The organism is Mycobacterium gordonae (assembly GCF_017086405.1).
Classification (GTDB): Bacteria; Actinomycetota; Actinomycetes; order Mycobacteriales; family Mycobacteriaceae; genus Mycobacterium; species Mycobacterium gordonae_D.
Map to the genome: position 1 here is coordinate 5089151 of NZ_CP070973.1, position 24775 is coordinate 5113925.

Here is a 24775-nt window from a genome sequence, read left to right on the forward strand (position 1 = left end):
ATTTCACAGCGGGTGCGTCCAGGGCGGGTGGGGCCGCTCAGCAGCGGCTATCGACTGTCGCGGAGCCACTCGATCGCCGCCTGGCGCAGCTCGACTTTGCGTACCTTGCCGGTGACCGTCATCGGGAACTCCTCGACGATCCGCAGATACCGCGGGATCTTGAACCGCGCGATGCGCCCGGCGCAGAACTCCCGTAGTGCCTCGATGGTCAACTCCGTGGCCCCCTCGCGCAGCCTGACCGCGGCCATGATCTCTTCGCCGTAGCGGTCGTCCGGCACGCCGATGACGTGTGCATCGACGATGTCGGGGTGTGTGTACAGGAATTCCTCGATTTCGCGTGGAGAGATGTTCTCCCCACCGCGCATGACGATGTCCTTGATGCGCCCGGTGATCTGCACGTACCCGCACGCATCCATGGCGGCCAGGTCGCCGGTGTGCATCCACCCGTCGGCGTCGACTACCTCGTCCGTCTTCACCGGGTCGTTCCAGTAACCCGACATCACCGAATAGCCGCGGGTGCAGAACTCGCCGGGCACGCCGCGGGCCACCGTTTGACCGGTATCGGGGTTCACCACTTTGATTTCCACATGCGGACCCGCGCGCCCGACGGTACCGACGCGCCGTTCCAATGAATCGTCGGTGCGGGTCTGGGTCGAGACCGGGCTGGTTTCCGTCATGCCGTAGCAGATCGAGACCCCGGGCATGTGCATGCGCTCGATCACCTGACGCATCACCTCGACGGGACACGGTGCGCCGGCCATGATCCCGGTTCGCAGGCTGCCCAACTCGTAGTCGGCGAAGTCGGCCAGGCCGAGCTCGGCGATGAACATCGTCGGCACTCCGTACAGGCTGGTGCAGTGTTCGGCCTGCACGGCCCGCAGGGTCGCGGCGGGATCGAACCCGGGCGCCGGGATCACCATGCAGGCACCGTGACTGGTGGCCGCCAGGTTGCCCATGACCATGCCGAAGCAGTGGTAGAACGGCACCGGGATGCAGATCCGATCCTGTTCGGTGTACTCGAGCAACTCCCCCACCAAGTAGCCGTTGTTGAGGATGTTGCGGTGGCTTAGCGTGACGCCCTTCGGGTAACCCGTTGTGCCGGAGGTGTATTGGATGTTGATCGGGTCGGTGGGCGCCAACGTCGCGGCCGCCTGCGCCAGCGCGACCGAATCGGCATCGGCACCGGCCAACTCATCCCAGTCCGCGGTGCCCATGATGACCACGTCACGCAGGTCGACACAATCCGCCCTGACCTCTGTCAACATCGACAGGTAGTCGGCGTCCTTGAAGCCGGGGGCGGCGATCACCATGGCAATACCGGATTGCCGGAGAGCGTAGGCCAATTCGCGGGAACGGTAGGCAGGGTTAATGGTCACCAGGATCGCCCCGACCTCGGCGGTGGCGTACTGGACCAGAACCCACTCCCACCGGTTGGGCGCCCAGATGCCTATCCGGTCACCTGCCTTCACGCCGGCCCGCAACAGCCCGGTCGCCAGCCGGCGCACATCGGTCACGAAGTCGGTGTAGCTCCACCGCCGCCCTGCCGCGACGTCGACAAGCGCATCGTGCGACCCGAACACCATTGCGGTGTCAACAAGATTCGCGCCGATGGTCGTCTCGAGCAACGCGGGCACCCCCGGGCCACGTTCGTAGGAAAGCGGTCTAGGTTCGGTTGCCACAGTTCCTCCGGCCGGCGATCGGGTGCTACGTTAGTGACGATTAACCGACATGTCCAGGAGGCCGTCATGCCAGCGTCCGCCCCGGACAACGAATCCGGGCCGTCCGAGCCGCCAAATCGGCGCAGCCAGTTGAAATCCGACCGGCGCCAACAACTGCTGTCGGCTGCCGAGCGGCTCTTCGCTGAGCGCGGATTCCTGGCGGTGCGGCTGGAAGACATCGGCGCTGCCGCCGGCGTCAGCGGTCCCGCTATCTACCGGCACTTCCCCAACAAAGAATCGCTGTTGGTCGAATTGCTGGTCGGCATCAGTGCCGGGCTGTTGGCCGGTGCGCGCGCGGTGCAGGACCGCGGCGCCGACGCGGTTGCGACCCTGAATGGCTTGATCGACTTCCACCTCGATTTCGCGCTGGGCGAACCCGACCTCATCCGGATTCAGGACCGCGACCTGGCGCACCTGCCGGCGGCGGCCGAACGCCAGGTGCGTAAGGCGCAGCGTCAGTACGTGGAAATCTGGGTCGGCGTGTTGCGCCAGCTTAATCCCGATCTGGCCGAAGCCGACGCCCGACTGATGGCGCATGCCGTGTTCGGGCTGTTGAACTCCACACCGCACAGCATGAAATCGGCCGACACCAAACCGGCGCGGGCGGTTCGGTCTCGCGCCGTCATGCGGGCGATGACGCTTGCGGCGCTGACCGCCGGCGGACAATAAGTTATCGGGCCAGCTCGGGCCGGTCGCAAAACCCGTCCAGCGCGATGCCCGGTACCCTTCGAAGTGGATATGAACGATCCACGTCGCACCCAGCAATTCGGTCCCCCTCGACCGGGGTCTGATTCGGCGTGGCCGCATGACAATCGGGATTCGCCCCCGATCGACTACCCGGCGTATGCCGATGACATGCCGTATGCCACCTACGGCGGGGCTAATTCGTCATGGGCCCCCGGCACCTACCAACCCAATCCCACCCAACAGTTGCCGCCACAGTACTGGCAGCAGGACGGGCCTCCGAAGGACGAGGAGCCCGACCAGGGCCCACCGCGATCACCCCGGTGGTTGTGGTTCGTGGCCGGTGCCGCGGTGTTGCTGGTCATCGGGTTGGTCGTGGCATTGGTCATCGCCAATGGGTCGCTCAAGCAGCAAACCGCGATCGAACCTCTGCCGCCGGTGCCCAGCACCACCGTCGCACCCCCCACGACCCGCACGACGTCGCCGCCCACCACCACCCGCAGGCCGCCGCGCACCACCACCACCGCCCCGCCCGGCACCACGGCGCCGCCCGGAGTGCCGAACACACCCGGAGCCTTGCAGACGGTCGTCTACAGCGTCTCCGGCGAGGGCCGCGCCATCAGTGTCATGTACATGGATGCCGGCGACATGATCCAGACCGAGTTCAATGTGGCGTTGCCCTGGACCCGACAAGTGAGCCTGTCTACCTCGGCGAACCACCCGGCGAGCGTCACGGTGGTCAACATCGGCCACGAGATCACCTGTTCGGTCACAGTGGCCGGGGTTCAGGTGCGACAGCGCACCGGACAGGGTCTGACCATCTGCGACGCCCCGCGCTAACCGGAAGCCGGCATCGCTATCGCCACGTGCGGCGGCACTCGCACCTTCAACATGGCCAGCAGTCCGACCGCAAGCACCACACAGATGCCTCCCAAACCGGCTCGGGCCACGCCGAAGACGTCGACGAAGACGGAGAACAGCCACGGCGCCAGGAACGCCACCGCCCGGCCGGTCATCGTGTACAGCCCGAACGCCACGCCCTCTTTACCGTGCTGCGCCATGCGCAACAGCAGCGCTCGTGCCGATGACTGGGACGGCCCGATGAACAGGCACAACAATAGCCCGCACACCCAAAAGGCCAATGCGCCGGACAGGGCCAGCAGGCTCAGCGCCGAGGCGAGGATCGCCGTCAGCGACACCACGATCACCGGCTTGGAGCCCACCCGGTGGTCGATCAGTCCGCCGAGCGCAGCACCTATCGCGGCCACCACGCTTCCGGCGACCCCGAAGACAAGCACGTCGGCCTTCGAGAGGGTGTAGACCTCGACCCCCAGCACCGCACCGAAGGCGAAGATCGCCGCCAGGCCGTCCCGGAAGATCGCGCTGGCCACCAGGAAGTAGACCAAGTTGCGGTCGCGCCGCCACTCGGCGGAGATGTCGACCCAGAGCTTGCGGTACCCGCCCAGCAGGCTCGTTTTCGGGGCCGCCGAGGTCTCGTTGTCGGGCAGGCGATGAGCGATGAGCAGCAGTGGCGTTCCCAGGATCGCCAGCCAGGCCGCGGCCAGCAACATCGCCGCCCGCACATTGAGCCCGTCGTACGTGGACAGGTTTAGCAGACCGCGTTCATCGCCATCACCGGTCATGAAGCCCAGATAGACCAGGATCAGCAGCAGAACGCTGCCGAAGTATCCCGCTGCCCAGCCGAAGCCCGAGATGCGCCCGGCTGTTGCCGGGGTCGAGAATTCCCGCAACATCGCGTTGTAGGGAACGCTGGCCAAGTCACCGGCCGCCGCAGTCGCCGCCAACAGCGCCAGGCCCGCGAAGAAATAGTCGGGCTGATCACGAATCAGCGACATCCCGCACGTCGTCGCCACCGCGCAACCGGTCAACACGCCGAGCGCGACATGCCGTCGATGGTGCGAGGCCACCCAAACCCCGACGACAGGCGCCAGCATGGCCACGACGATCCCCGCGATGGCTGCGGCACGCCCCAACCAACTCTCCGGAGTCGCACCACCGGGTGCGCCCTCCCCGACGCTGCTGGTCAGGTAGACGGAGAACACGAAAGTCGCCGTGATCGCGTTCAGGCCGGTCGAGCCGCAGTCCCACAAGGCCCAGGCCAGAATCCGGACTCGCGAGAAGGGCCGCAGCTCATCGCACCGAAGCTGTAATTTCGCAGACGAGTCCTCGAACTTTGTCTGCGAATCTTCAGGCTCGGCGCTCTGGCGATCCGTCGCGCCCGGCTCCGGGTCACTCATGCACAAGAGCGTATTGGTTCTGGCAGCGACCCGCTGCGCCCGGCCGCGCGAGCCCACTGTCTACGATCGTCGTCATGCCGGTTCCCGCTCCCAGTCCTGACGCGCGTGCTGTAGTCACCGGGGCTTCGCAAAACATCGGCGAGGCGCTGGCCACCGAGCTGGCCGCGCGCGGCCACAGCCTGATCATCACCGCGCGGCGCGAGGAGCTGCTCAACCAACTCGCCGCCCGGCTTGCAGAGCGGTACCGCGTCACGGTCGAGGTACGACCGGCCGACCTGGCCGACCCCGCCGAGCGGGCCAGGCTGTGCGACGAACTGGCCACCCGGACGATCTCGATCCTGTGCGCCAACGCCGGCACCGCGACGTTCGGCGCGGTCGCCGATCTCGACCCGGCCGGCGAGAAGGCCCAGGTGCAGCTGAATGCCGTTGCGGTGCAAGACCTTACGCTGGCGGTGCTGCCGGGAATGATCCAGCGCCAGGCTGGCGGCATCCTCATTTCCGGCTCCGCAGCCGGCAATTCGCCGATTCCCTACAACGCCACCTATGCCGCCACTAAGGCATTCGCGAACACGTTCAGCGAATCGCTGCGCGGTGAGGTCCGCAAATTCGGCGTGCACGTCACGCTGCTGGCGCCCGGCCCGGTGCGCACGGATCTGCCCGAAGGCGACGAACGATCGCTGGTGGAGAAGCTCGTGCCCGACTTCCTGTGGATTTCGACCGAGCACACCGCGCAGGTGTCACTGGATGCGTTGGAGCGCAACAAGATGCGCATCGTGCCCGGGTTGACGTCGAAGGCCATGTCGGTGGCAAGTGGATATGCGCCACGGGCCATCGTGGCGCCGATCGTGGGCGCTTTCTACAAGAAGCTGGGCGGCGGATAGCCGCAACTAGCGACGGCGGCCGGACCGAGTCATGTTGCGGATGATCTCGCGTATCGCCGTGTTGATCCCGCTTTTCACCGTCGGGTTTTTCAGCACTTCCTCCCACACCGCGGGTCCCTTCGGCTCGAAGGGCGCCGGCATGGGCGGCAGCTCGGCATCCACCTGCGGAACCGAGGGAGCCTGGCCCCCCGTCGCGACCATGGGGGGCTCCGGCCGCTCGATGGTCTGCCCGTACTTGGCGTGCAGGGGGCTGGCCTTCGCCGCCTTGGTGACCTCATCGGTACCGATGGCCCCCATCAACGACCGGGGCACCCGCATGCGTGTCCAGGCGACCGGTGTCGGTGCGCCCTTCTCCGACAACACGGTGACCACGGCCTCGCCGATGCCCAGCGACGTCAACGCCGATTCCAGTTCGTAGACATCGGTTTTCGGATAGGTGCGGACGGTCTTGCTCAGCGCCTTCTGATCGTCGGGGGTGAACGCCCGCAATGCGTGCTGGATGCGGGCGCCCAGCTGAGACAACACGTCGTTGGGCAGGTCGGTGGGCAGTTGGGTGCAGAAGAACACCCCGACGCCCTTGGACCGGATGAGCTTGACGGTCTGTTCGACCTGTTCGAGGAACGCCTTGGACGCGTCAGCGAACAACAGGTGCGCCTCGTCGAAGAAGAACACCAGCTTGGGCTTGTCGATGTCGCCGACTTCGGGCAACTGCGCGAAAAGGTCGGCCAGCAACCACATCAAGAACGTCGAGAAGATGACCGGACGCAACGATTGACCACTGAACTCCAGCAGGCTGATCGTGCCGCGGCCCCGCGTGTCGACCCGCAGCAGATCATTCGGGTCGAGCTTCGGCTCACCGAAGAAGGTGTCGCCGCCCTCGCCCGCGAGGTTCACCAGCGCTCGCAGGATGACGCCGGCGGTCGTCGCCGATACCCCGCCAAGGGACTTCAGGTCGGCCTTGCCCTCGTCGCCCGCCAGGTGACTGATGACGGTGCGCAGATTGCCCAGCGTGACCAGCGGGCGGTTGTTCTGTTTGGCCCAATGGAAGATGAGCCCCAGCGTCGACTCCTGCGTGGCATTGAGCCCCAACACTTTCGACAGCAGCACCGGACCGAAGCTGTCGACTGTGGCGCGCACGGGGACCCCGATTCCGTCGGTCCCGAGCGACAGGAACTCCACCGGGAAGCCCGTCGGCGCCCAGTTGTCCCCGGTGTCCCTGGCACGCGCGGCAGTCTTGTCGTTGGCCTCTCCGGGCTGCGAGAGCCCGGACAGGTCGCCCTTCACGTCGGCCATGAACACCGGCACGCCGGCGGCACTGAGCTGCTCGGCGACCAGCTGCAGCGTCTTGGTCTTGCCGGTTCCGGTGGCCCCGGCCACCAGGCCGTGCCGGTTGATGGTGGCCAGCGGAATGCGGATCTGCGCGGTCGGGTCCGACTGGCCGTCGACCACCACGGTGCCCAACTCGAGCGCCTGGCCTTCGACGGCGTAGCCCGCCGCAATGCGTTGCGCGGGTCCCAGCTCTGATTCAGTGCTCATAGACGCCCCTCGCTGTGTGGGAAAGCAATCACCCTACTTCCCCGTGCGCGGCAGGGTCAGGGCTTACCTGAGCTGCGCGTGGGCTTAGTGTGAGCGCTGTGCGTGACGAACTGGTGTGGATCGACTGCGAGATGACCGGGCTCGATCTGGGGTCGGACAAGTTGATCGAAATCGCCGCCCTGGTCACCGATGCGGACCTGAACGTTCTAGGTGACGGAATCGACGTGGTGATCCACGCCGACGACGCCGCATTGTCGGCGATGATCGACGTCGTCAAGGACATGCACTCCCGATCCGGGCTGACCAACGAGGTCAGGGCCTCCACCGTCGACCTGGCCACCGCGGAAGCCATGGTCCTGGACTACATCGGCGAACACGTCAAACAGCCCAAGACGGCGCCGCTGGCCGGTAACTCGATCGCCACCGACCGATCCTTCATCGCTCGCGACATGCCGGCCCTGGACGCGTTTCTGCACTACCGGATGATCGATGTCAGCTCGATCAAGGAACTCTGCCGGCGCTGGTACCCGCGTATCTACTTCGGGCAACCCCCCAAGGGGCTGGCGCATCGCGCGCTTGCCGATATTCACGAGTCCATCCGCGAATTGCAGTACTACCGGCGAACCGCGTTCGTACCCCTGCCCGGGCCCGCTACCAGCGAAATCGCGGCGGTGGTGGCCGATCTTCAGGGTGACACGGACCCCGAAGAGGAAATCGATTCGGCCGACGAGCGCTCAAGCGGTTAGTATCGACGTCGCCGCGCATGCGGTCATGGTGGGTGTAGTTCAGTTGGTAGAGCGTCAGGTTGTGATCCTGAATGTCGCGGGTTCGAGTCCCGTCACTCACCCCAAACAGAATCCCCGGCCACTGGCCGGGGTTTTTTGTGCCACCAGCCCGTCTCCCTGGCGTTCACTCTGCGTCCAGGGCGGCGTTTCGCGTGATTCGCAACCCTCAGCGCCGAGTCAACGCCCCTGCCATCACGCGAACCCGGCCAGCGTGATCCGTAGCGCCTCTTCCATCTGTACGTCGAAGGGCTCGCTTGGGACGACGTCGGCGGTCAACCAGCGGTTGATGACGAATTTGACCGTGGCCAGACTGGTATAGACCAGCAGCGAGGGGCGCATATCGGCCGACGGGTCGACGCGCATGCGCGACGCCACCAGCTCCACGAACCTGCGCTCATCGGATTCGCCCATCAGCGTCGACTTGCTCAACAGGTGGGGCGCGGTCACGATCGCGCGCTGCCAGGTGTGCAGACGGTCGGACTCGCTGGCATCCCGGGCGCGGGCGACGAACAGCTGGATGAGCACTTCGACGGCCGATTCGTCCGCGGGTCGGGTGCTGAACGAATCGAGCATCGCGCTGATCGCTTCGCGGACGGGCTCTACCAGCAGGCCTTCCTTCGTCGGCGCGTGCCGGAAGTAGGTGCTGATGGAGATCCCGGCGGCCGCCGCGATGTCCTCGGTGGTCACCGCGTCGAATCCGCGCTCGGCGAAGAGTTCGTGCGCGGTGTGCTGGATCTGCGAGAGCAACTCGGCCCGCCGCCGGTCCCGCAGCGACTCGGTGTTTGCTGAGGACATGCCATCACCTTTGTGAGCCTGACATTCCAACACGGCTGAGCAATCCGGAAAAGATCGCCGATGAGTGACTCTACACTATTGAAAGTCCCTATCAAGTAAGCTAGCGTGAAACCGCAAAGCCGGATTGAGCTGCAGAGATATGGGGGCACAGGCACCTGCAGGGCAGGGACACCTCGATAGCACCTAACCCCTTCCGCTCGGCGCTCAGGGAGCAAATGGTGGGGAGTGCGCCGATGACGACGGTTCCGGGTTCGCTATGACGACTGCTTCGAGTTTGCTACAGAACCTTTTGGGCGTGCAGGGATGACCATCGAATCCGACCCCGAATTGCGGGATGACGGCGTCGCCGCCATAGCGCATTGGGGCGTCGGCTACGTCGACCGTCATCCGCTGGCCTCGCTGCGGACCGTCGGCGAACAGTTCGTCCTCGGCATCCGCACCGTCCAGTACTTCTTCATCGACCTGTTCACCGGGCGATTCCAGTGGCAGGAGTTCGTGCGTCAGGGCGCGTTCATGGCCGGTACCGCCGTACTGCCGACCATCCTGGTGTCCCTGCCGATCAGCGTCACGCTGTCGATCCAGTTCGCCTTGCTGGCCGGCCAGGTCGGCGCCACCTCGCTGGCCGGGGCGGCCAGTGGACTGGCGGTGATCCGGCAGGGCGCCTCTCTGGTGGCCGCGGTGCTGATGGCGGCGGCCGTCGGCTCCGCCATCACCGCCGACCTTGGTTCCCGGACCATGCGCGAAGAGACCGACGCCATGGAGGTGATGGGCGTGTCGGTCATCCGCCGCTTGGTTGTCCCGCGTTTCGCCGCCGCGATCATGATCGGCGTCGCGCTGACCGGCGTGGTCTGCTTCGTCGGGTTCTTCGCCAGCTACATGTTCAACGTCTACTTCCAGAACGGCGCCCCGGGCAGTTTCGTGTCCACGTTCGCCTCGTTCGCGACCACGGGCGACATGATCCTGGCGCTGTTGAAGGCAATCATCTTCGGCGCCATCGTCGCGATCGTGTCGGCACAGAAAGGGCTTTCCACCAAAGGCGGGCCGACGGGTGTGGCCAATTCAGTAAATGCGGCTGTGGTGGAATCGATTCTGCTGTTGATGATCGTCAACGTCGCGATCAGCCAGCTCTACATCATGCTGTCGCCCCGGACGGGGCTGTGAGTGACCGCCTCCTCCTACCTGCCACTGGCGCCCGTCACCGGGCGCCTGATCCGTTGGTACCGCAGGGGAACCAAGCCGATCAGCCGGCTGGGCCACATGCTGGTCTTCTTCGTGCGCGCGCTGACGGCGATTCCGCTCACCCTGCGGCAGTACAACGGCGAGTTCCTACGTTTGCTGTCCAACATCACCTGGGGCAACGGCTCGATCGTGGTCGGCGGCGGAACCGCCGGTGTGGCAGTGGTTCTCGGCATGACGGTCGGAGCGCTGGTCGGCATCGAGGGCTACAACTTTCTGGACCTGTTGGGTCTGGGTCCGGCGACCGGGTTCGTGTCGTCGCTGGTCAACACCCGCGAGCTGGCTCCGCTGATGGCCGCCATGGCCTTTGCGATGCAGGGCGGCTGCCGGTTCACCGCCCAGTTGGGCTCGATGCGCATCGCCGAGGAAATCGACGCGATGGAATCCATTGCGATCCGGCCGATCCCGTACCTGGTAACCACCCGGCTCATCGCCTCGGTGATGGCGATGATTCCGCTCTACGCCGCATGCCTGGCCATCGGCTACCTGAGTACGCAGGTCGTGGTCCAGATCAGCAGCGGCGGCTCTGCCGGCTCCTACCTGCACTACTTCTCGTTGATGCTGGCCGGCAAGGACATTCTCTATTCACTGGTCAAGGCCGTCATCTTCGTCTGGATCGCATCGACCATTCAGTGCTACTACGGCTTCTACGCCAGCGGCGGCCCCGAGGGCGTGGGCGTTGCCGCGGGACACGGCATGCGGGCCAGCATCACCGTCATGATCATGGTCAACATGCTGCTCACCATGGCCCTGTGGGGCGTCGACGCCGGCGCAAGGTTCGGTGGCTGAGGTGACCGGCAATTCCTTCGACGTCGACGGGCGCGGCCCTTCGGATCGGCAGCTGCTCGGCTGTGGTGTGGCCGTCATTGTCGTCGCGGCGGTACTGACGGTGGGCTTGCTGTACAAATCGACGGGCCGGCTCAACGACTATGTGCGGGTGACCGCCGATCTGATCAACGTCGGCGACGGCCTGCCGCAGAAATCGGACGTGAAGTATCACGGCGTCCTGGTCGGTATGGTCAGCAGCGTCGTCCCGGCGGCACACGGCAAACCAAACTTCGTTCACATCGACCTGAAACCCGAGTACGCCCAGTCCATTCCAGCGGCGGTGACCGCGCGGGTGGTGCCCAGCAATGTGTTCGCGGTGTCATCGGTGCAACTGGTCGGGAACGGTCCCGGAGCTGTCATCCGGCCGGGTGCGCATATCCCGGAAGACAAGAACCTGCCGACCGTGCTGTTCCAAACCACAGTCAGCAAGCTCCGCGACGTGCTGGCCGCCACGGGTCGCGGTCGCGAAGACCGGTCGGTGGGTATCCTGGCGGCGCTGGCGGCCGCCACCAACCATCGCCGGACCGCACTGCTGAACAGCGGTGCGCAACTCAATCGGCTTATCGACCAACTCAATTCGATCGTCAGTACCGATACGGGCCCGTCGACGGTGTCGGCGCTGCTGGAGGCCACCCGCGGGTTGCAGTCCACCGCACCCGACCTGATCGACGCCCTGCACGAAGCCGTGCAGCCGATGCAGACCTTCGCCGAGACTCGCGGACAGCTGACGTCGTTGCTCTCCGCCGCCCAGAACACCGTCGGCACCACCCATCAAGCGTTCGACAACCACATGGACCAGCTCATCAGGATCTCGACAGAGATGACGCCCGTGCTCGGCGTGCTAGCGATGCGGTCCGACAATTTCGTCCCCGCGGTCGCCAAACTGGACAACCTGGCTCGCAAATTCATGGAGGAAGTCTGGATACCCGAACTCGGCGTCGGGAACATGCGGACCAGGATTTCTTTCACCCAGACCTTCGCCTACACGCGGGCGGACTGTCCGCATTACGGCGAGCTGAAGGGCCCCAGCTGCTACACCGCGCCGCTGGTTCCGAACAAGCCCGACTTGCCGGACGTGCTGCTGCCGCAGAACTACCAGCCGCCCAAGGATCTGGCCCCGCCGCCGGGCACGGTCATCGGCCCCGACGGCAACCTGGTGGCGGTCGGCCCACCACTGGTCAATCCACCGCCCAACCTCACCGACCCCAATCCCCCACTGCCGCCGTTTATTTCGCCGTCACCACCGATCCGTACCGGCGCCAACCCGGATGACCCGGACCCATATCCCCCGGCGCACGGCCCGGTACCGCCCCCGCCGTTGCTCGGTCCGCCGGCAGCGGGATCGTTGCCGTCCTCCTACGGCGGCACGGTCGGTCCGGTCGGCAGCGACTATGAACGGACAATGCTAAGCGTGATCACCGGCCGCCCCGCCACTGCGGCCACCGAGATCCTGCTGGGCCCGGTGGCGCGCGGCACCACCGTATCCGTAGCACGGGACGGGGGGGCCAAGTGAAATTTCGGGGCCCGCTGATCGGCCTGACCCTGTTCATGGTCATCGCGCTGACGCTGACCTGGCTGGTGTACGTGAGCCTGCGGCGCGATGTGGCCGGTAGCACGGCGTCCTACTCGGCAATGTTCACCGACGTGTACGGACTGCGCGAGGGCGACGACGTCCGGATGGCCGGGGTGCGTGTCGGCCGGGTCGAAAAGGTGGAACTGGACGGGAAACTCGCGAAGGTGTCGTTCGTGGTGCAAACCGAACAGCACCTCTTCGGCAACACCGTCGCCTCGGTGACCTACCAGAACATCGTCGGTCAGCGTTACCTCGGACTGTCACTCGGCAAAGACGGCAGCCGAACTCAGCTCCCGCCGGGCTCGACCATCCCCCTGGACCGCACCGAACCGTCGTTCGACGTCACGGCGCTGCTCAACGGCTACGAACCGCTGTTCAGCCTGCTGAATCCGCACGATGCCGACAACCTCACCAAGGGCGTCATCGAGTCACTACAGGGCGATACCTCATCGCTGGCCACGCTGATCAGCCAAACATCTACGCTCACTGAGACTTTCGCGGGCAAGGATCAGGCGCTCGGTGACGTGATCACCAATCTCAACAAGGTGGTCGTCAGCCTCGCCGCGCAGAACGCGAATCTCGACGGGGTGATCACCCAGACCCGCGACGTGGTTGCCGCCCTCGACCGACGCCGTCCGGAGTTGGTGTCCTCCATGGGTTCCCTGTCACGACTGGTGAGCAATCTGTCGGTGGCCGCCGAGCAGGACTACCCGGCGTTGCGCGAATTCATCGATCGCCGACCGGGTGTGGCCCGGCACCTGATGGATGTGGAGCCGCAGGTGGCATTCTTCGGAGACAACATCCCCCTGTTGCTGAAGGGGCTCGTCCGGGTGGGCAATCAGGGCGCCTACGGCAACGCCTACCTGTGCGATTTGAACATGTTCGCATTCTTCCCGGGCCTCAACGATGTGGTGCCGATCATCGTCAACGCCGCAACGCCCGGCAACAAGGCGTGGCACACGCCCCGCTGCCGGAACACCAACGGGGGCGCAGGTGGCTGATTCGGTTGTCAGACAGCGCCTTTCGCGACTCAGGAAGCGGCCGCTGGAAAACTACAACCCGCTGTGGCTGGGTTTGTCGGCCGTTGCCGTGGTCGCGGTGCTGATCGGCGCCATGTTGGTCGTGCACGCGCTGGGAGCCGGGTACAAGCACTACACGGCCGAGTTCCTGCAGGGCGCCTCGCTGCGGCCGGGCAACCCGGTCACGGCGGCGGGCATACCGGTCGGCGAGGTCACCAGCATGAAACTCGACGGCGACCACGTCGAAGCGGGCCTGAAGATCCGCGACAACGTGACGCTGGGCGCAGACTCGAAGGCCTCGATCAAAGTCACCACCATCCTGGGATCCCGCTATCTCGCCCTGGAACCGGCCGGTGCCGGCTCCCTCCCCCACGGCACCTTCGACCTGGCGCACACCGAGGTCCCCTACGACCTCCAGGCGGCATTACAGGACGCCACAACGACTTTCGACCAGGTCGACTCCGACCGGTTCGCGCAGTCGCTGGCCGTACTGGGCAAGCAACTCGAGGGCCTGCCCGCCGTGGTACCCCAGGCGATGAAGAACATCGACTCGCTGTCGCAGATCATCGCCGCGCGCCGCGACCAACTCGGCCAACTGCTCAAGAGCACCGAACAGGTCACCAACACCCTGCGCCGCCAGCAGTCCAGCATCGGCAATGTGGTCAACCAGGCTCAGGATCTGCTGGGCCAGTTTGTGGCCCGACGCGCCGTGTTCCACGCAATGATGAAGTCCCTGACCAACCTGGTCGACACCATGCACCAAATCGTGGTCAACGACCGGTCGGGGGTCGAGGGGCTGCTCAAAGACATGCGGGAGTTCACCGACATGATGGCCCAGCACGACGACCTGCTGCGCGATCTGCTGCAGATCACCCCGATCTTCGTGCGCGAGGCGGCAAACCTGACCGGAGACGCCAACGCGGTGAGTTTCAACGCCCCCAGCGCACTGCTGATCGATTCGTGGATGTGCGCGATCAGTGGCCGCGCCCAGCAATTCGGGATGATTCCGTACTACAAGGACTGCAAATGAGCGGCCGCGTCATCACCGTCGTGGCCGTCGTGGCGGCGTTGGCCACCGTCGTCGGCGGCTTCTGGTGGTACCTGGCCGGCAAGAAGGAACCGATCACGGTGACCGCCCAGTTCGACAGCGCCTCAGGTCTGTACGAGGGCAACGTGGTGGCCGTGTTGGGCATGCCGGTCGGCAAGGTCATCAAGATCACGCCGAAAGGCGGCTACGTCGAGGTGCAGTTCACCGTCGACCGTGACGTCAAAGTCCCGGCGAACGCGCAAGCCGTCACCGTGTCCACGTCGATCCTCACCGATCGGCAGATCGAACTGACCCCGCCTTACCGCGGCGGCGCGGTGCTGGAGAACCACGACACCATCGGACTGACGCGCACCCGGACACCGGTCGAATTCAGCCGCGTGCTGGCCGTTTTGGACAAGGTCACCAAGTCGCTCGAGGGAGACGGCCACGGCGGGGGTCCGCTGGCCGACGTGCTCAACGGCGGCAGCGAAGTGCTGAGCGGCAACGGCGGAAGGATCAAAGGCGCGATGGATGAACTGTCGCGGGCGTTGCGGCTGAGCAGCGACGGGGGTGCGCAGACCCGCGGACAGATCACCGCCATCGTCAAGAACATCAGTTCGCTGTTCGAGGCCGCCGCCAACAACGACGGCAAGCTGCGGGACTTCTCCGCCACCATCCACCAGGTCAGCCAGATCCTGGCCGATGAGGACTTGGGTACGGGCAGCACCGGCAGGAAACTCGACCAACTCGTCCAGCGGGCAGGCGACCTGCTCGACGCCAACCGCGACACCATCAGGCAGGCCGCGCGCAACGGCGACAAGCTGGCGACGACGCTGGTGGATCGGCGGCGGGAACTCGCTGAAACGTTGGACGTCGCACCGCTGTTGGCCGACAACGCCTACAACATGGTCGACCGGGAAAACGGTGCGGTGCGTGCCCACTTCCTCACCGACCGGATGATCTTCGACAGCCAGCTGACCAAAGAAGTCTGCAACCTGATGGGCCTGCGGCAACTCGGCTGCAGCACCGGGACGGTGCAGGACTTCGGGCCCGACTTCGGGTTGACCTACGTGCTGGACGGCTTAGCGGCGATGGGCCAGAAATGACGAGCACCGCGACACGAACCGCCGCCGCGATCGCTGCGGCCGTGCTCCTCACCTCGGGTTGCGCCACCAACGGCCTTGCCAGCCTTCCCCTTCCGGCACCCGGCCTGGGCTCGGGCGGATACGAACTCACGGCGGTCTTCGCCAACGCACTCAACCTGCCGATGAATGCCAAGGTGAAGCTCGCCGGCGCGGACGTCGGGCAGGTCGAGTCGATGATGGCCCGCGACTACACCGCGGTCACCACGCTGCGCATCCGCGACGGCGTGCTGCTGCCCAGGGGCAGCACCGCCGAATTGCGCACCGCCACACCGCTCGGCGACGTCTTCGTCTCGCTGCGCCCGCCCGCACAGACCACCCCGGAGACGCCGATGCTGACCAACGGCGACACCATCGGACTGGACTCGACCGCCGCGGCGGCAACCGTCGAATCGGTGTTGAGCTCGGCCGCGATCCTGGTGAACGGCGGTGCGGTGCGCAATTTCACCAATATCATCAACGGTTTCGGCAGGGCCTCCGGCGACCAGGGCCATGCTTTCGGCGACCTGGTGCGCAAGTCCAACCAGCTGCTGGGCACCATGGACGCCCGGTCTGGACAGATCTCTGACGCGCTGACCGAATTGTCGCGTCTCAGCTCAGAACTCGACGCCAAGAACCAGGCTCTCACCGACGTGATGGCCGCGGCCGACCCCGCCGTGAGTGCCTTATCCGCCAACACCTCGGAGTTGTCCAACCTGGTGGTGCAGGTCGGTGACACCAGCCGGCTGCTGGCCCGCTTTCCTTCCCTGAGCGGCACCGACACCAGCGGCCGCAGCGTGGTCCGTGACCTGAACACCATCGCCGGTGCCGCCAACGACGTCGCGGTAAGCCCCGACACCAGCTGGCTGCCGTTGAACCGGATGATCCCCGCCCTGGTGAAATCCACTGCCGGTAACGCAATTTCGGTGCATGTCACGGTGGATCAGCTCATCCTGGGATCGATTCCCGACATCGGCTTCCCAGGGGATAGGGGCCTGCACGGGCCGACCAGGTTCACTTGGAACGAGTTCATCGGATCCCTGAAGTACACCCTGTGGCGACTGCAGGAGCGCGTCGTCGGACGGGGTCCCAACTCACCGCAGGTGCCGGTGATGCCTGACCCCAACGTGCCCGGCGGCCTCATCGTGGCGCCCGGAACTACGTTGCCAGGACCACCGCCGTGATCGACGGTGTAGCACGTGCTGTCGTCCGCGGAGTGCGGGCCGCCCATCGCCGCCAGGTCTGGCTGTCGGTGGCCGGCCTGGTGCTGACGCTGGTCGTCGCCACCACGTATCTGCTGCTCGGCGCGCTGCGGGTGGCGCCGTTCGCGTCGACGTACATAGTCACCGTGCAGTTGCCGGAATCCGGCGGGCTGCTGCCCAATCAGGACGTCGCACTGCGCGGCGTACGGATCGGCCGCGTGGATTCGCTGCAGATCACCGACCGCGGCGTCAACGCCATCGCCAGCATCACCTCGCAGGTGCGGATCCCGGCGAACGCCGCGGTGCACGTGTCGGCACTGTCGCCCGCCGGCGAGCAGTACATCAACTTCGAGGCCGAATCTGACGCCGGCCCGTACCTGCACGACGGCAGCGTGATCGGGCTTGATCGCACCAGCGTCCCGGTCAGCCTGGCGCAACTGCTCGGCGACGCCGACGGCCTACTGGCACAGGTCGATCCCCACAAGCTCGAGCTGATCAAGAAGGAGCTCAGCCTCAGCAAGGAAGGTCCCGGCAAGCTGGCTGCCATCGTCGACGGTGGCACCATGTTGCTGTCGACGCTGGATTCGGTGCTGCCCGAGACGACCAGCATCCTGCGGACCAGCCGGGTGGTGCTGTCCCTGGCGGCTGACAAGAATGCGGGACTGGCCGCCACCACCGTGGACCTGAACCGGACCCTGGCCGGCGTCGCCAGAATGCAGGGCGGCTATCGGCGTCTGACCGAGCAGACGCCCCAGGCGCTCAACGCGATCGACAACCTGTTCGCGGACAACTCCGAGACCATGGTGGCGCTCCTGGGCAGTCTGGCCACCGCCTCGCAACTGCTCTATCTGCGCGTGCCGGCGCTCAACGCGCTCTTCCCTGACTACCGCGGATCGGCGATCGATGCGGTGGCCAGCACCTTCCACGACCACGGCGTGTGGGCGACGGCCGAGCTCTACCCCCGCTACGCGTGCGACTACGGCACGCCGTCGCATCCGCCCTCGGCCGCCGATTATTACGAACCATTCATGTACACCTACTGCCGCGACGACGACCCGGGAGTCGGGATCCGGGGCGCCAAGAACGCGCCGCGGCCGGGCGGCGACGACACCGCGGGCCCGCCACCGGGAGCGGACCTGGGACGCAGAACCGATCCGACCCCGCGGGGCCGCTTCACGATTCCCACCCCCTACGGGGGCCCGCCGTTGCCGATCGAACCGCCACACTGAGCCCATCCAGCACGAGGAGATGACAGTGACCGCCACCACTGAGAACGAGGTCGACGCCGAGGACCTCGAGGTCGCCGAAGAAGTCGACGCCGACGACGACACCGGCGCGGCCACGGACAAAGACGACGCCGAAGACGACGCCGCCGAAGTCAACGCCGCAGAAGACGACGGCGACGAGGGGCCGCTGCTGCGCCGCAAGGAGAAGACCAAGCGGTTCAACCGGCCCTGGCGTCACTACCTGCGCCGCAGCATCCTCCCACTGTTATTGGCTGCTTCCCTTGGGGTTTCGGGCTATCTCGGCTGGCTGCAGTGGCAGGCGCACCAGCTGAAGGTGGCCGGCCAGGAAGCCCAACAGGCGGCGATCAAGTATGCGGGGGTGCTGACGAGCATCGACTCGAACAACGTCGACGAGAACTTCCGCCAGGTGCTCGACGGCGCCACCGGCGAGTTCAAGGACATGTACACCCAGTCCAGTGTTCAACTGCGGCAACTGCTCATCGACAACAAGGCCACCGCCCACGGCGTGGTGGTGGACTCGGCGATCGCCTCGGAAACCGCGAACAAGGTTGTGGTGCTGGTGTTCATCGACCAGACCGTCGCCAATATGGCCGTGCCCGATCCGCGCATCGATCGCAGCAGGATCAAGATGACCATGGAGAAAGTCGACGGCCGCTGGCGAGCCAGCAAAGTCCAGCTGCTGTAACCGATTCGGAGTCAACGATGATCGGAAGAATCCTCTCGGCGTCACTACTGACCGCCGCGACAACCATTTTGGGCGCGACGACCGCGCACGCGTCCGCTGAGTCGTTCTGCGGCGAGCTGGGCGGCGGCTGGGACGGTCAGTACTGCCACGCGGTGGTGACCTCGGAACGCAACGCCGTGCGCGACATCAAGGTTGCCGTGCCCGTCGACCTGGTGGACAACCCCACCACGGGTCCGGTGATCCGGGATTACCTACGGACCCTGGTCGGCAACTGGCGGAATGCCAACGCCCACATGGTCGCGGACAGTTACGGCGAGGAGAACTACCAGGTCTTCCAGCACGGCAACCTGCTCAGCGCCGTCTTCCACGAGGACTACCACGCCGACGGCCCGCGGCCGAACAACGCCTACCGCACCTTTACCTTCGACATGGCGGGCGGCCGACGCGTGCAACTGGCGGATCTGACCAACGGCAATCCGCTGAGCGCGCTACCGCCGCTGGCGCAGCCCTACATCGAGACCGCGCTGAATCAGGCTGCGCCACCACATGACCCGGGAACGTATCCGTTCCTCGCCGACCGCTGGACCCCGGACAAGGTCTACTCCGGCGCCTACCGGGCGTGGGCGCTCACCCCGGACGAGCTCGTCCTCTACATGCCCGACTATCCGGTAGCGCACGACGAACCGATTGACTTCTCTCCCGGCGCGCAGCAGTGGTACATGGACGGGGGCGCCGTGGAGGCACACGTCCCGCTGTCCGCGCTGGGTTCGGTGCTGCGGGTGTAGATTCCGCTGCGCCCGGCTCCGCCGCGCTAGCGATCGGCGGAGCCGATGCGGCGACCCGCTGCGCCCGGCTCCGCCGCGCTAGCGATCGCCTTGGTTGGCGTTGCCCGCGCGCCACACATCCCAGGGGATGTTCCAGTCGCCCAAACCGTCGGTCCCGGGCAGGATGCTGCCGACCGTGTTGACGATCTCGATGACGTCTCCCCGCTTGCTGTGGTCGTAGAACCACACGGCGTTGCTTGGGCTCACATTCAAACAGCCATGGCTGGTGTTCGAATGTCCTTGTGCGCCCACCGACCACGGCGCGGAGTGCACGAAGATCCCGCTGTAGGAAATTTGGGTGGCGTAATCCACATCGGTGCGATACCCGTTGGGCGAGTTGACCGGTACGCCGTAGGTCGAAGAGTCCATGATGATGTGCTTGAACCGCGCCCCGACGATGTACACACCGTTGTTCGTCGGGGTGCTGTCCTTGCCCATCGAGGTCGGCATGGTCTTGACCACTTCGCCGTTGATCCGAACGGTGATGATCTTGGTGTTGTCGTCGACGCTGGCGATCATCTCGTCACCGATGGTGAAGTGCATCTTGACGTTGTCCTCGCCGAACATCCCCTCCCCCAGGTCGACGCCGTAGGTGTTGACCGCTACGTCGACGTTGGTACCGGGCTTCCAGTAATGCTCGGGGCGCCAACGCACTTCGCGTCGATTGAGCCAGTAGAACGCACCTTCGACCGGCGGGTTGGCAGTGATCTTGATGGCCTTCTCGGCCGCGGCGCGGTCGGCGATGTTCTCGTCGAAGCGGATCGCGACCGGTTGCCCGACGCCCACCACCTCACCGTCGCTCGGTACCACGTAGGGCATGGTCAGGTGCGCGGGCGAACTCGTCTGGAATGCCATCTGGCGAGTCACCGCACCACCGAGGCCGGTCGCCTTGGCGTTCAGCGTGTAGCGCCGGTTGTAGCCGAGCTGCTCGGTGGTCTGCCAGTGCAGGCCGTCGGGGCTCAGTTGCCCGGCAATCGCGCGCCCGTTGTCGTTGACCAGGGCGACCGATGCCAGCACGCCGTCGGCGACGCTGACCGTCACCGGCGCGTCCACGGTGACCCCGACCGCCCCGTCGGTCACCGAGGAGGTGAGCTTGGGCACCAGCAGGTCAGCGAAAGGTGTGCCCTTGTTTTCGATGACTTTGGCGGCGACCGGAGCACTGGGTCCACTGCTGCAGGCAACACCGAACACAGCAACTAAGACCATGGCGGCAGCCAGCCACGATCGACGTCTGCGCAAAGGTGTCATCAAGTGACCTTCCACATTCTGTTCGCAATTTACGGTCACCGCTGACCCTGGATTGTTTCCAGTATTGTAGTGCCTCGCCGGCACTCGCCGTGGAGATGCGGACGGATTCGTGCCCGGCGGTTCTGTCGGCTAACCACAGCCCCCACCCGGGGATTTCACTCAGGGGCGCGATGCCTGTTATTGTCGAGAGCCGGTCTCAAGCCGAGCACGCGCCGTTAGCTCAGTTGGTAGAGCAGCTGACTCTTAATCAGCGGGTCCGGGGTTCGAAACCCTGACGGCGCACCACATGCCAACGTCTCGATACCCTTCCGAGCACGAGCGACCGCACGACGCGTCGAGCGAAACCGCCGACCTCGAGGCTGCGTTCCAACGGGCACTGCATTCCGGCGACCTCGAGCAGGCGGCCCCGGCGGCATTCGCCCTGGCGCGGCAGCGAGCCACCGAAGGTGATGCCGACGGTGCGCTCGCGGCATATCAATGGGCCATCGACTCCGAACACCCGCATTGGGCATCAGCAGCCGCTTTCGCGCTCGGGTTCCTGTTGACCGGGCAAGGCGACACGCAAGGTGCGACTGCGGCCTACCAGCAGGCAATTGACTCCGGTCACCCCGAGCATGCCCCGATGGCCGCACTGAATCTGGGAAATCTGCGAGCCGAACACGGCGACGCCGACGGAGCGGAAGCGGCCTACCGCGTGGCGATCGAATCCGAGCATGAACAGTCGATCCTGATCGCGCTGCTTCAACTGGGTGGGTTGCGGGCGGGTCGCGGCAATGCCGCGGGGGCCGAGGTGGCCTACCGGATCGCGGTCGCGTCCGGCAAGCCAGCGGTGATTCCCACTGCCGCGATCAACCTGGCGCTGACCAGAGAAGCCCTCGGCGATGCCGAGGGAGCCGTGGAGGCTTATCAGATCGTCATCGCCACTGATCACCCGGAACTATCGCCCATCGCGGAATTCAATTTGGCCACTCTGCTGGAAAAGCAGGGTGATCTGGCCGGCGCGGCAACCGCCTGTCAGGCCACCATCGATTCCGGTGATCCTGAGCTGGTGGCCAAGGCCCTGGTCAATCTCGGGCAACTGCGGGAAAGATCCGGCGATTTCGAACAAGCCAGTGCGTCGTATCGGTCCGCGATCGACACCGAGGATGCCGAGGCGGCACCCAAGGCGGCGATCAACATGGCGAAGCTGCACGAGAAGGACGGCGACTTCGCCGACGCCACCGCCCTCTATCAGTCGGTGATCGACTCCGGGCATCCCGACCATGCGCCGGCAGCGGCGAACGCGCTCGGCATGCTGCGGGCCGGCCTGGGCGACCTCGAAGGCGCCACGGCCGCTTACCAATTCGCACTCGAGTCGGGCCACCCCGAGCATGCGCCTGGAGCAGCACTCCGATTCGGGATCCTGTGGGCGGGACAAGGCGACGCAGACCGCGCGGCCGCTGCGTTCCAGCAGGCGGCCGACTCCGGAAACGCCGAGTCGGCCCCCGCCGCGGCATTCGGACTGGGCACTCTGTGGGCCGAGCACGGTGACACCCAAGCCGCCCAAGCGGCCTTCCGCCGCGCCATCGAGTCCGGCCATCCGGTTTGGGCCCCGAAGGCACTCGAGCGCTCCCAGAGCACTTCGCCGCCCTCAGAGCGTCGGCGGATCTTCCGGTCGCGCCGAGGACGTTGACCCACCTGTCGCTGTCACGTCACCACCCGGCGTCATGACCCAGCGGATGCCGCCGACCAGCACACGCCCGGCCATCCGTGTCACCGTCTCCTCCAGCAGCGGCACGTACGGCAGCAGCAGGGGCAGTCGCGCCCACGCCGGCAGCATCGCCACCGCGGTAGCCGACAGCACGCCGTAAGCAGGCCTGGCCGGCAGGGGCAAAGGCGGGGTCAGCAGCAGGAACCGGGCGGCCTCGCGGGCGGCCGGTGTGCCGCGCAACTCGGGCCGGAAGTCGTCGATCCGGTCACGCAGTTCCTGCTCGGTCTGCGGCGGTTCGGGCACCCCGAGCGCCCTGGCCACGACGGCCATGTCGGCGACGTAGCCGTCCCGGCCGGCCTGGTCGAGCGGGGCCGCGCCGTAGAGCTGATGGGCGAGCAGGAAGCTGTCCACCTCGGCGATGTGAACCCACTCCAGCAGGTGCGGGTCGGACGCGTCGTATGGCCGCCCGTCCGTTGCGACACCGTTTACGTACCGGTGAATGCGACGGACGTGGTCGACCGCGGCTTGGGCATCGGCAGCGCAACCGAACGTCGTGGTAGCCAGGAAGGTGCTGGTGCGTTGTAGCCGCCCCCAGGGATCGCCTCGGTAGTCCGAGTGTTCGGCGACGCCGGCCATGGCCAGCGGATGCAAGGACTGCAACAGCAGGGCGCGCAATCCGCCGACGAACATCGACGCGTCCGCGTTCACCCGCCGGATGGGACGATCCGGCGCGAACCACCGGTCTCCCGGGGTGCGGTGGATGCGCTCCCGGTTGGCCGGCCCCTCCGGGCCGGCCACCAAGGCGAAGATTCGGCTCCCCAGGTCGCGCCGCACCGCGCTGACCGTCGACGAAATGGTCATGTGTCCACGGTACGAGTCGGGATATGCGTCGAGTCGGCGCTTCGCAGGACCATGTCGACGGCGGCTTCGATGACGTCGTCGTCCGGGAGAGTGCCGTACATCAGTGACGGGCATGCCACGACACCGGTCAGCATGGAGACGGCCGCGTCCAGCGCCGCGCCGGAGAACACCTCGCCCAGCATCGCGTACATCTGATGCTGGCCGTCACTGTTGACCCTGTTCCGCAGTTGTCGGATCTGTGCCTCCGACGCCCACTGCGCCATGCTGGCCAGCACGCGGTCGAGCCGCAGTTCGACGATCCCGGACCGGAAGACCTTGAGTTCCTCGATCAAATCCGCGCGCAGCTCGCCGGTGGGTGTGTGGTGCGGCATGTCCCCGAGCGATTCGATCGCCAAGGCGATGAGGTCGACGCGCGCCGGCCAGTGCGTATACACCGTGGTTTTGGAGTAACCGGCCATATCGGCGACCCGGGCGTGCGTAATCGCTTCTGTCCCTTCGCCATTGAGGATCTTGAGGGCGGCGCGGGCGACGTCGGCACGCGTCCGTGCGACCCGTGCGTCCTCGCCGCCGTCGGACGGCCTGTTAGCCGGTACTGCCGTCATGTCTGCCGCGCCTCTGTTTTCGCAACGGTCCCTTCTTCGTGGTCTCCGCCCACTGGCTCGTTCGGGCCAGAAGTTTACTGAACATCGGGCCGGCCCCGGGTAATGCAACAGCGAGTCCGCGCAAGTTCCAAGGCGGCCAGACCAGTATTGGACTGTATATCCACTATAAACGCATCTAACCATTACTGTACGTTTAGACCAGTAGTGGACGGGGGAACCATCTAGGCAATGCCCACTCGATCAAAGGAAACTCATGTCAGCTGTCCTCTTCGGATCCATCAGTGTTCTGGCCGACACCTCGGAGCTCCAGCGCCGAGCCTTCAACGAAGCATTCGCCGACTGCGGGCTGGACTGGGAGTGGTCGCAAGACGGCTACATCGCGATGCTGGGTTCCAACGGCGGTGCCCGAAGAATCGAGGACTACGCACAGTCCCGCGGGCAGAACGTCGATGCAGCAGCCGTGCACAAGGTGAAATCCGAGATCTTCCAGCGTCTGCTCGCGGACTCGGCGGTGACGCCACGCGCAGGAGTCACCGCCACGATCGCCGAAGCCAAGAAGAATCACCACAAGGTCGGCTTCGTCACCACCACTTCGCCGGCCAACATCGACGCATTGCTGTCGGCGCTCACGCCGGAGATCAGCGCCGAGACCTTCGATCTCATCGTCGATCACGAGTCCGTGTCGGAGGCCAAGCCCAGTGCGGCGGTGTACGAGTTCGCCCTGAAGGAACTCGGTGAGCGGCCGGACAGCGTGGTGGCGATCGAGGACAACGTCGGCGGTGTAGCGGCAGCGGTGCAAGCGGGCATCCCGTGCATCGCGTTCCCCAACGAAAACACCAGCAGGGCGGGCGAAGCGGAGTTCACGGCCGCGATCCAGATCGTCGAATCATTGGATCCTGAAACGGTTCTCGGCCTCGCCACGTCCTGACCACCTCCCCACCTCGCCCCAGGAGTG

At 65.8% G+C, this 24775-nt stretch carries 23 protein-coding genes and 2 tRNA genes; 18 read left to right on the plus strand and 7 right to left on the minus strand.

Translation table 11 applies throughout. From position 1 onward, the window contains the following. Nucleotides 1-47: 47 nt before the first annotated feature. Nucleotides 48-1679, minus strand: a complete 1632-nt coding sequence (locus JX552_RS21540) for an AMP-binding protein (RefSeq protein WP_241010666.1) — start codon at nt 1677-1679, stop codon at nt 48-50. Between the two features lie 66 nt (nt 1680-1745). Here JX552_RS21540 and JX552_RS21545 point away from each other — a divergent pair, with 66 nt between their 5' ends. Both JX552_RS21545 and JX552_RS21550 read left to right on the plus strand, forming a co-directional pair. Beyond that, nucleotides 1746-2387: an SACE_7040 family transcriptional regulator gene (locus JX552_RS21545; RefSeq protein ID WP_205873918.1), complete on the plus strand. Its 642-nt coding sequence runs from the start codon at nt 1746-1748 to the stop codon at nt 2385-2387. A gap of 69 nt (nt 2388-2456) precedes the next feature. Then, nucleotides 2457-3242, plus strand: coding sequence for an MmpS family transport accessory protein (locus tag JX552_RS21550; RefSeq protein ID WP_205873919.1), 786 nt, complete (start codon nt 2457-2459; stop codon nt 3240-3242). Here the strand turns inward: JX552_RS21550 and JX552_RS21555 are convergent. Beyond that, entirely contained in the window at nt 3239-4660 is a 1422-nt protein-coding gene (locus JX552_RS21555; RefSeq protein ID WP_205873920.1) for an MFS transporter, read from the minus strand. The two genes, JX552_RS21550 and JX552_RS21555, sit on opposite strands and share 4 nt — an antisense overlap. A gap of 74 nt (nt 4661-4734) precedes the next feature. Here JX552_RS21555 and cmrA point away from each other — a divergent pair, with 74 nt between their 5' ends. Then, nucleotides 4735-5541, plus strand: a complete 807-nt coding sequence (gene cmrA, locus JX552_RS21560) for a mycolate reductase (protein ID WP_205873921.1) — start codon at nt 4735-4737, stop codon at nt 5539-5541. 6 nt (nt 5542-5547) lie between these two features. Here cmrA and JX552_RS21565 read toward each other — a convergent pair whose 3' ends face one another. Then, complete coding sequence (locus JX552_RS21565) at nt 5548-7077, minus strand: helicase HerA-like domain-containing protein (protein WP_205873922.1); 1530 nt, start codon at nt 7075-7077, stop codon at nt 5548-5550. Between the two features lie 98 nt (nt 7078-7175). Between JX552_RS21565 and orn the strand changes: the two genes are divergently transcribed. Both orn and JX552_RS21575 read left to right on the plus strand, forming a co-directional pair. After that, complete coding sequence (gene orn / locus JX552_RS21570; protein WP_205873923.1) at nt 7176-7823, plus strand: oligoribonuclease; 648 nt, start codon at nt 7176-7178, stop codon at nt 7821-7823. 28 nt (nt 7824-7851) lie between these two features. Beyond that, nucleotides 7852-7927: transfer RNA gene (locus tag JX552_RS21575), tRNA-His, on the plus strand. Between the two features lie 127 nt (nt 7928-8054). Here JX552_RS21575 and JX552_RS21580 read toward each other — a convergent pair. Then, the gene (locus JX552_RS21580; RefSeq protein ID WP_205873924.1) at nt 8055-8657 is read right to left on the minus strand and encodes a TetR/AcrR family transcriptional regulator; all 603 of its coding nucleotides are present in this window, start codon (nt 8655-8657) and stop codon (nt 8055-8057) included. Nucleotides 8658-8960: 303 nt separating this feature from the next. Between JX552_RS21580 and JX552_RS21585 the strand changes: the two genes are divergently transcribed. The 10 genes from JX552_RS21585 to JX552_RS21630 are packed head-to-tail and all read left to right on the plus strand — an operon-like array spanning nt 8961 to nt 19380. Next, nucleotides 8961-9818: an MlaE family ABC transporter permease gene (locus tag JX552_RS21585; RefSeq protein WP_205873925.1), complete on the plus strand. Its 858-nt coding sequence runs from the start codon at nt 8961-8963 to the stop codon at nt 9816-9818. After that, nucleotides 9819-10682 carry an MlaE family ABC transporter permease gene (locus JX552_RS21590; RefSeq protein WP_205873926.1) on the plus strand — a complete coding sequence of 288 codons (864 nt, stop codon included), beginning with the start codon at nt 9819-9821 and terminating at the stop codon, nt 10680-10682. Between the two features lies 1 nt (nt 10683). Beyond that, nucleotides 10684-12234, plus strand: a complete 1551-nt coding sequence (locus tag JX552_RS21595) for an MlaD family protein (protein ID WP_205878603.1) — start codon at nt 10684-10686, stop codon at nt 12232-12234. After that, nucleotides 12231-13295 (plus strand): MCE family protein, encoded by a 1065-nt coding sequence (locus JX552_RS21600; protein ID WP_205873927.1) that lies wholly within the window; start codon nt 12231-12233, stop codon nt 13293-13295. Before JX552_RS21595 ends, JX552_RS21600 begins: the two co-directional genes overlap by 4 nt. Further along, complete coding sequence (locus JX552_RS21605; RefSeq protein ID WP_241010667.1) at nt 13288-14343, plus strand: MCE family protein; 1056 nt, start codon at nt 13288-13290, stop codon at nt 14341-14343. The genes JX552_RS21600 and JX552_RS21605 overlap by 8 nt, the downstream gene beginning before the upstream one ends. Further along, nucleotides 14340-15446: an MCE family protein gene (locus JX552_RS21610; protein ID WP_205873929.1), complete on the plus strand. Its 1107-nt coding sequence runs from the start codon at nt 14340-14342 to the stop codon at nt 15444-15446. The genes JX552_RS21605 and JX552_RS21610 overlap by 4 nt, the downstream gene beginning before the upstream one ends. Next, entirely contained in the window at nt 15443-16645 is a 1203-nt protein-coding gene (locus tag JX552_RS21615; protein ID WP_205873930.1) for an MlaD family protein, read from the plus strand. The genes JX552_RS21610 and JX552_RS21615 overlap by 4 nt, the downstream gene beginning before the upstream one ends. Beyond that, the gene (locus tag JX552_RS21620) at nt 16642-17892 is read left to right on the plus strand and encodes an MlaD family protein (protein WP_205873931.1); all 1251 of its coding nucleotides are present in this window, start codon (nt 16642-16644) and stop codon (nt 17890-17892) included. Before JX552_RS21615 ends, JX552_RS21620 begins: the two co-directional genes overlap by 4 nt. 19 nt (nt 17893-17911) lie before the next feature. Then, nucleotides 17912-18595 (plus strand): YfgM family protein, encoded by a 684-nt coding sequence (locus JX552_RS21625; RefSeq protein ID WP_205873932.1) that lies wholly within the window; start codon nt 17912-17914, stop codon nt 18593-18595. A gap of 17 nt (nt 18596-18612) precedes the next feature. Then, nucleotides 18613-19380 (plus strand): mannan-binding family protein, encoded by a 768-nt coding sequence (locus tag JX552_RS21630; protein ID WP_205873933.1) that lies wholly within the window; start codon nt 18613-18615, stop codon nt 19378-19380. 78 nt (nt 19381-19458) lie between these two features. Here JX552_RS21630 and JX552_RS21635 read toward each other — a convergent pair whose 3' ends face one another. Continuing rightward, nucleotides 19459-20667 carry a L,D-transpeptidase gene (locus JX552_RS21635; protein WP_205873934.1) on the minus strand — a complete coding sequence of 403 codons (1209 nt, stop codon included), beginning with the start codon at nt 20665-20667 and terminating at the stop codon, nt 19459-19461. Nucleotides 20668-20876: 209 nt separating this feature from the next. Between JX552_RS21635 and JX552_RS21640 the strand changes: the two genes are divergently transcribed. Both JX552_RS21640 and JX552_RS21645 read left to right on the plus strand, forming a co-directional pair. After that, nucleotides 20877-20952, plus strand: a tRNA-Lys gene (locus JX552_RS21640). 1 nt (nt 20953) lies between these two features. Then, nucleotides 20954-22339, plus strand: a complete 1386-nt coding sequence (locus JX552_RS21645; RefSeq protein WP_205873935.1) for a tetratricopeptide repeat protein — start codon at nt 20954-20956, stop codon at nt 22337-22339. Here the strand turns inward: JX552_RS21645 and JX552_RS21650 are convergent. Together JX552_RS21650 and JX552_RS21655 are read right to left on the minus strand one after the other, a co-directional pair. Further along, nucleotides 22298-23218 (minus strand): oxygenase MpaB family protein, encoded by a 921-nt coding sequence (locus JX552_RS21650; RefSeq protein ID WP_205873936.1) that lies wholly within the window; start codon nt 23216-23218, stop codon nt 22298-22300. The two genes, JX552_RS21645 and JX552_RS21650, sit on opposite strands and share 42 nt — an antisense overlap. Then, complete coding sequence (locus JX552_RS21655) at nt 23215-23820, minus strand: TetR/AcrR family transcriptional regulator (RefSeq protein WP_205873937.1); 606 nt, start codon at nt 23818-23820, stop codon at nt 23215-23217. Before JX552_RS21655 ends, JX552_RS21650 begins: the two co-directional genes overlap by 4 nt. Before the next feature lie 253 nt (nt 23821-24073). Here JX552_RS21655 and JX552_RS21660 point away from each other — a divergent pair, with 253 nt between their 5' ends. Next, nucleotides 24074-24748 (plus strand): HAD-IA family hydrolase, encoded by a 675-nt coding sequence (locus tag JX552_RS21660; RefSeq protein WP_205873938.1) that lies wholly within the window; start codon nt 24074-24076, stop codon nt 24746-24748. Nucleotides 24749-24775 lie beyond the last annotated feature (27 nt).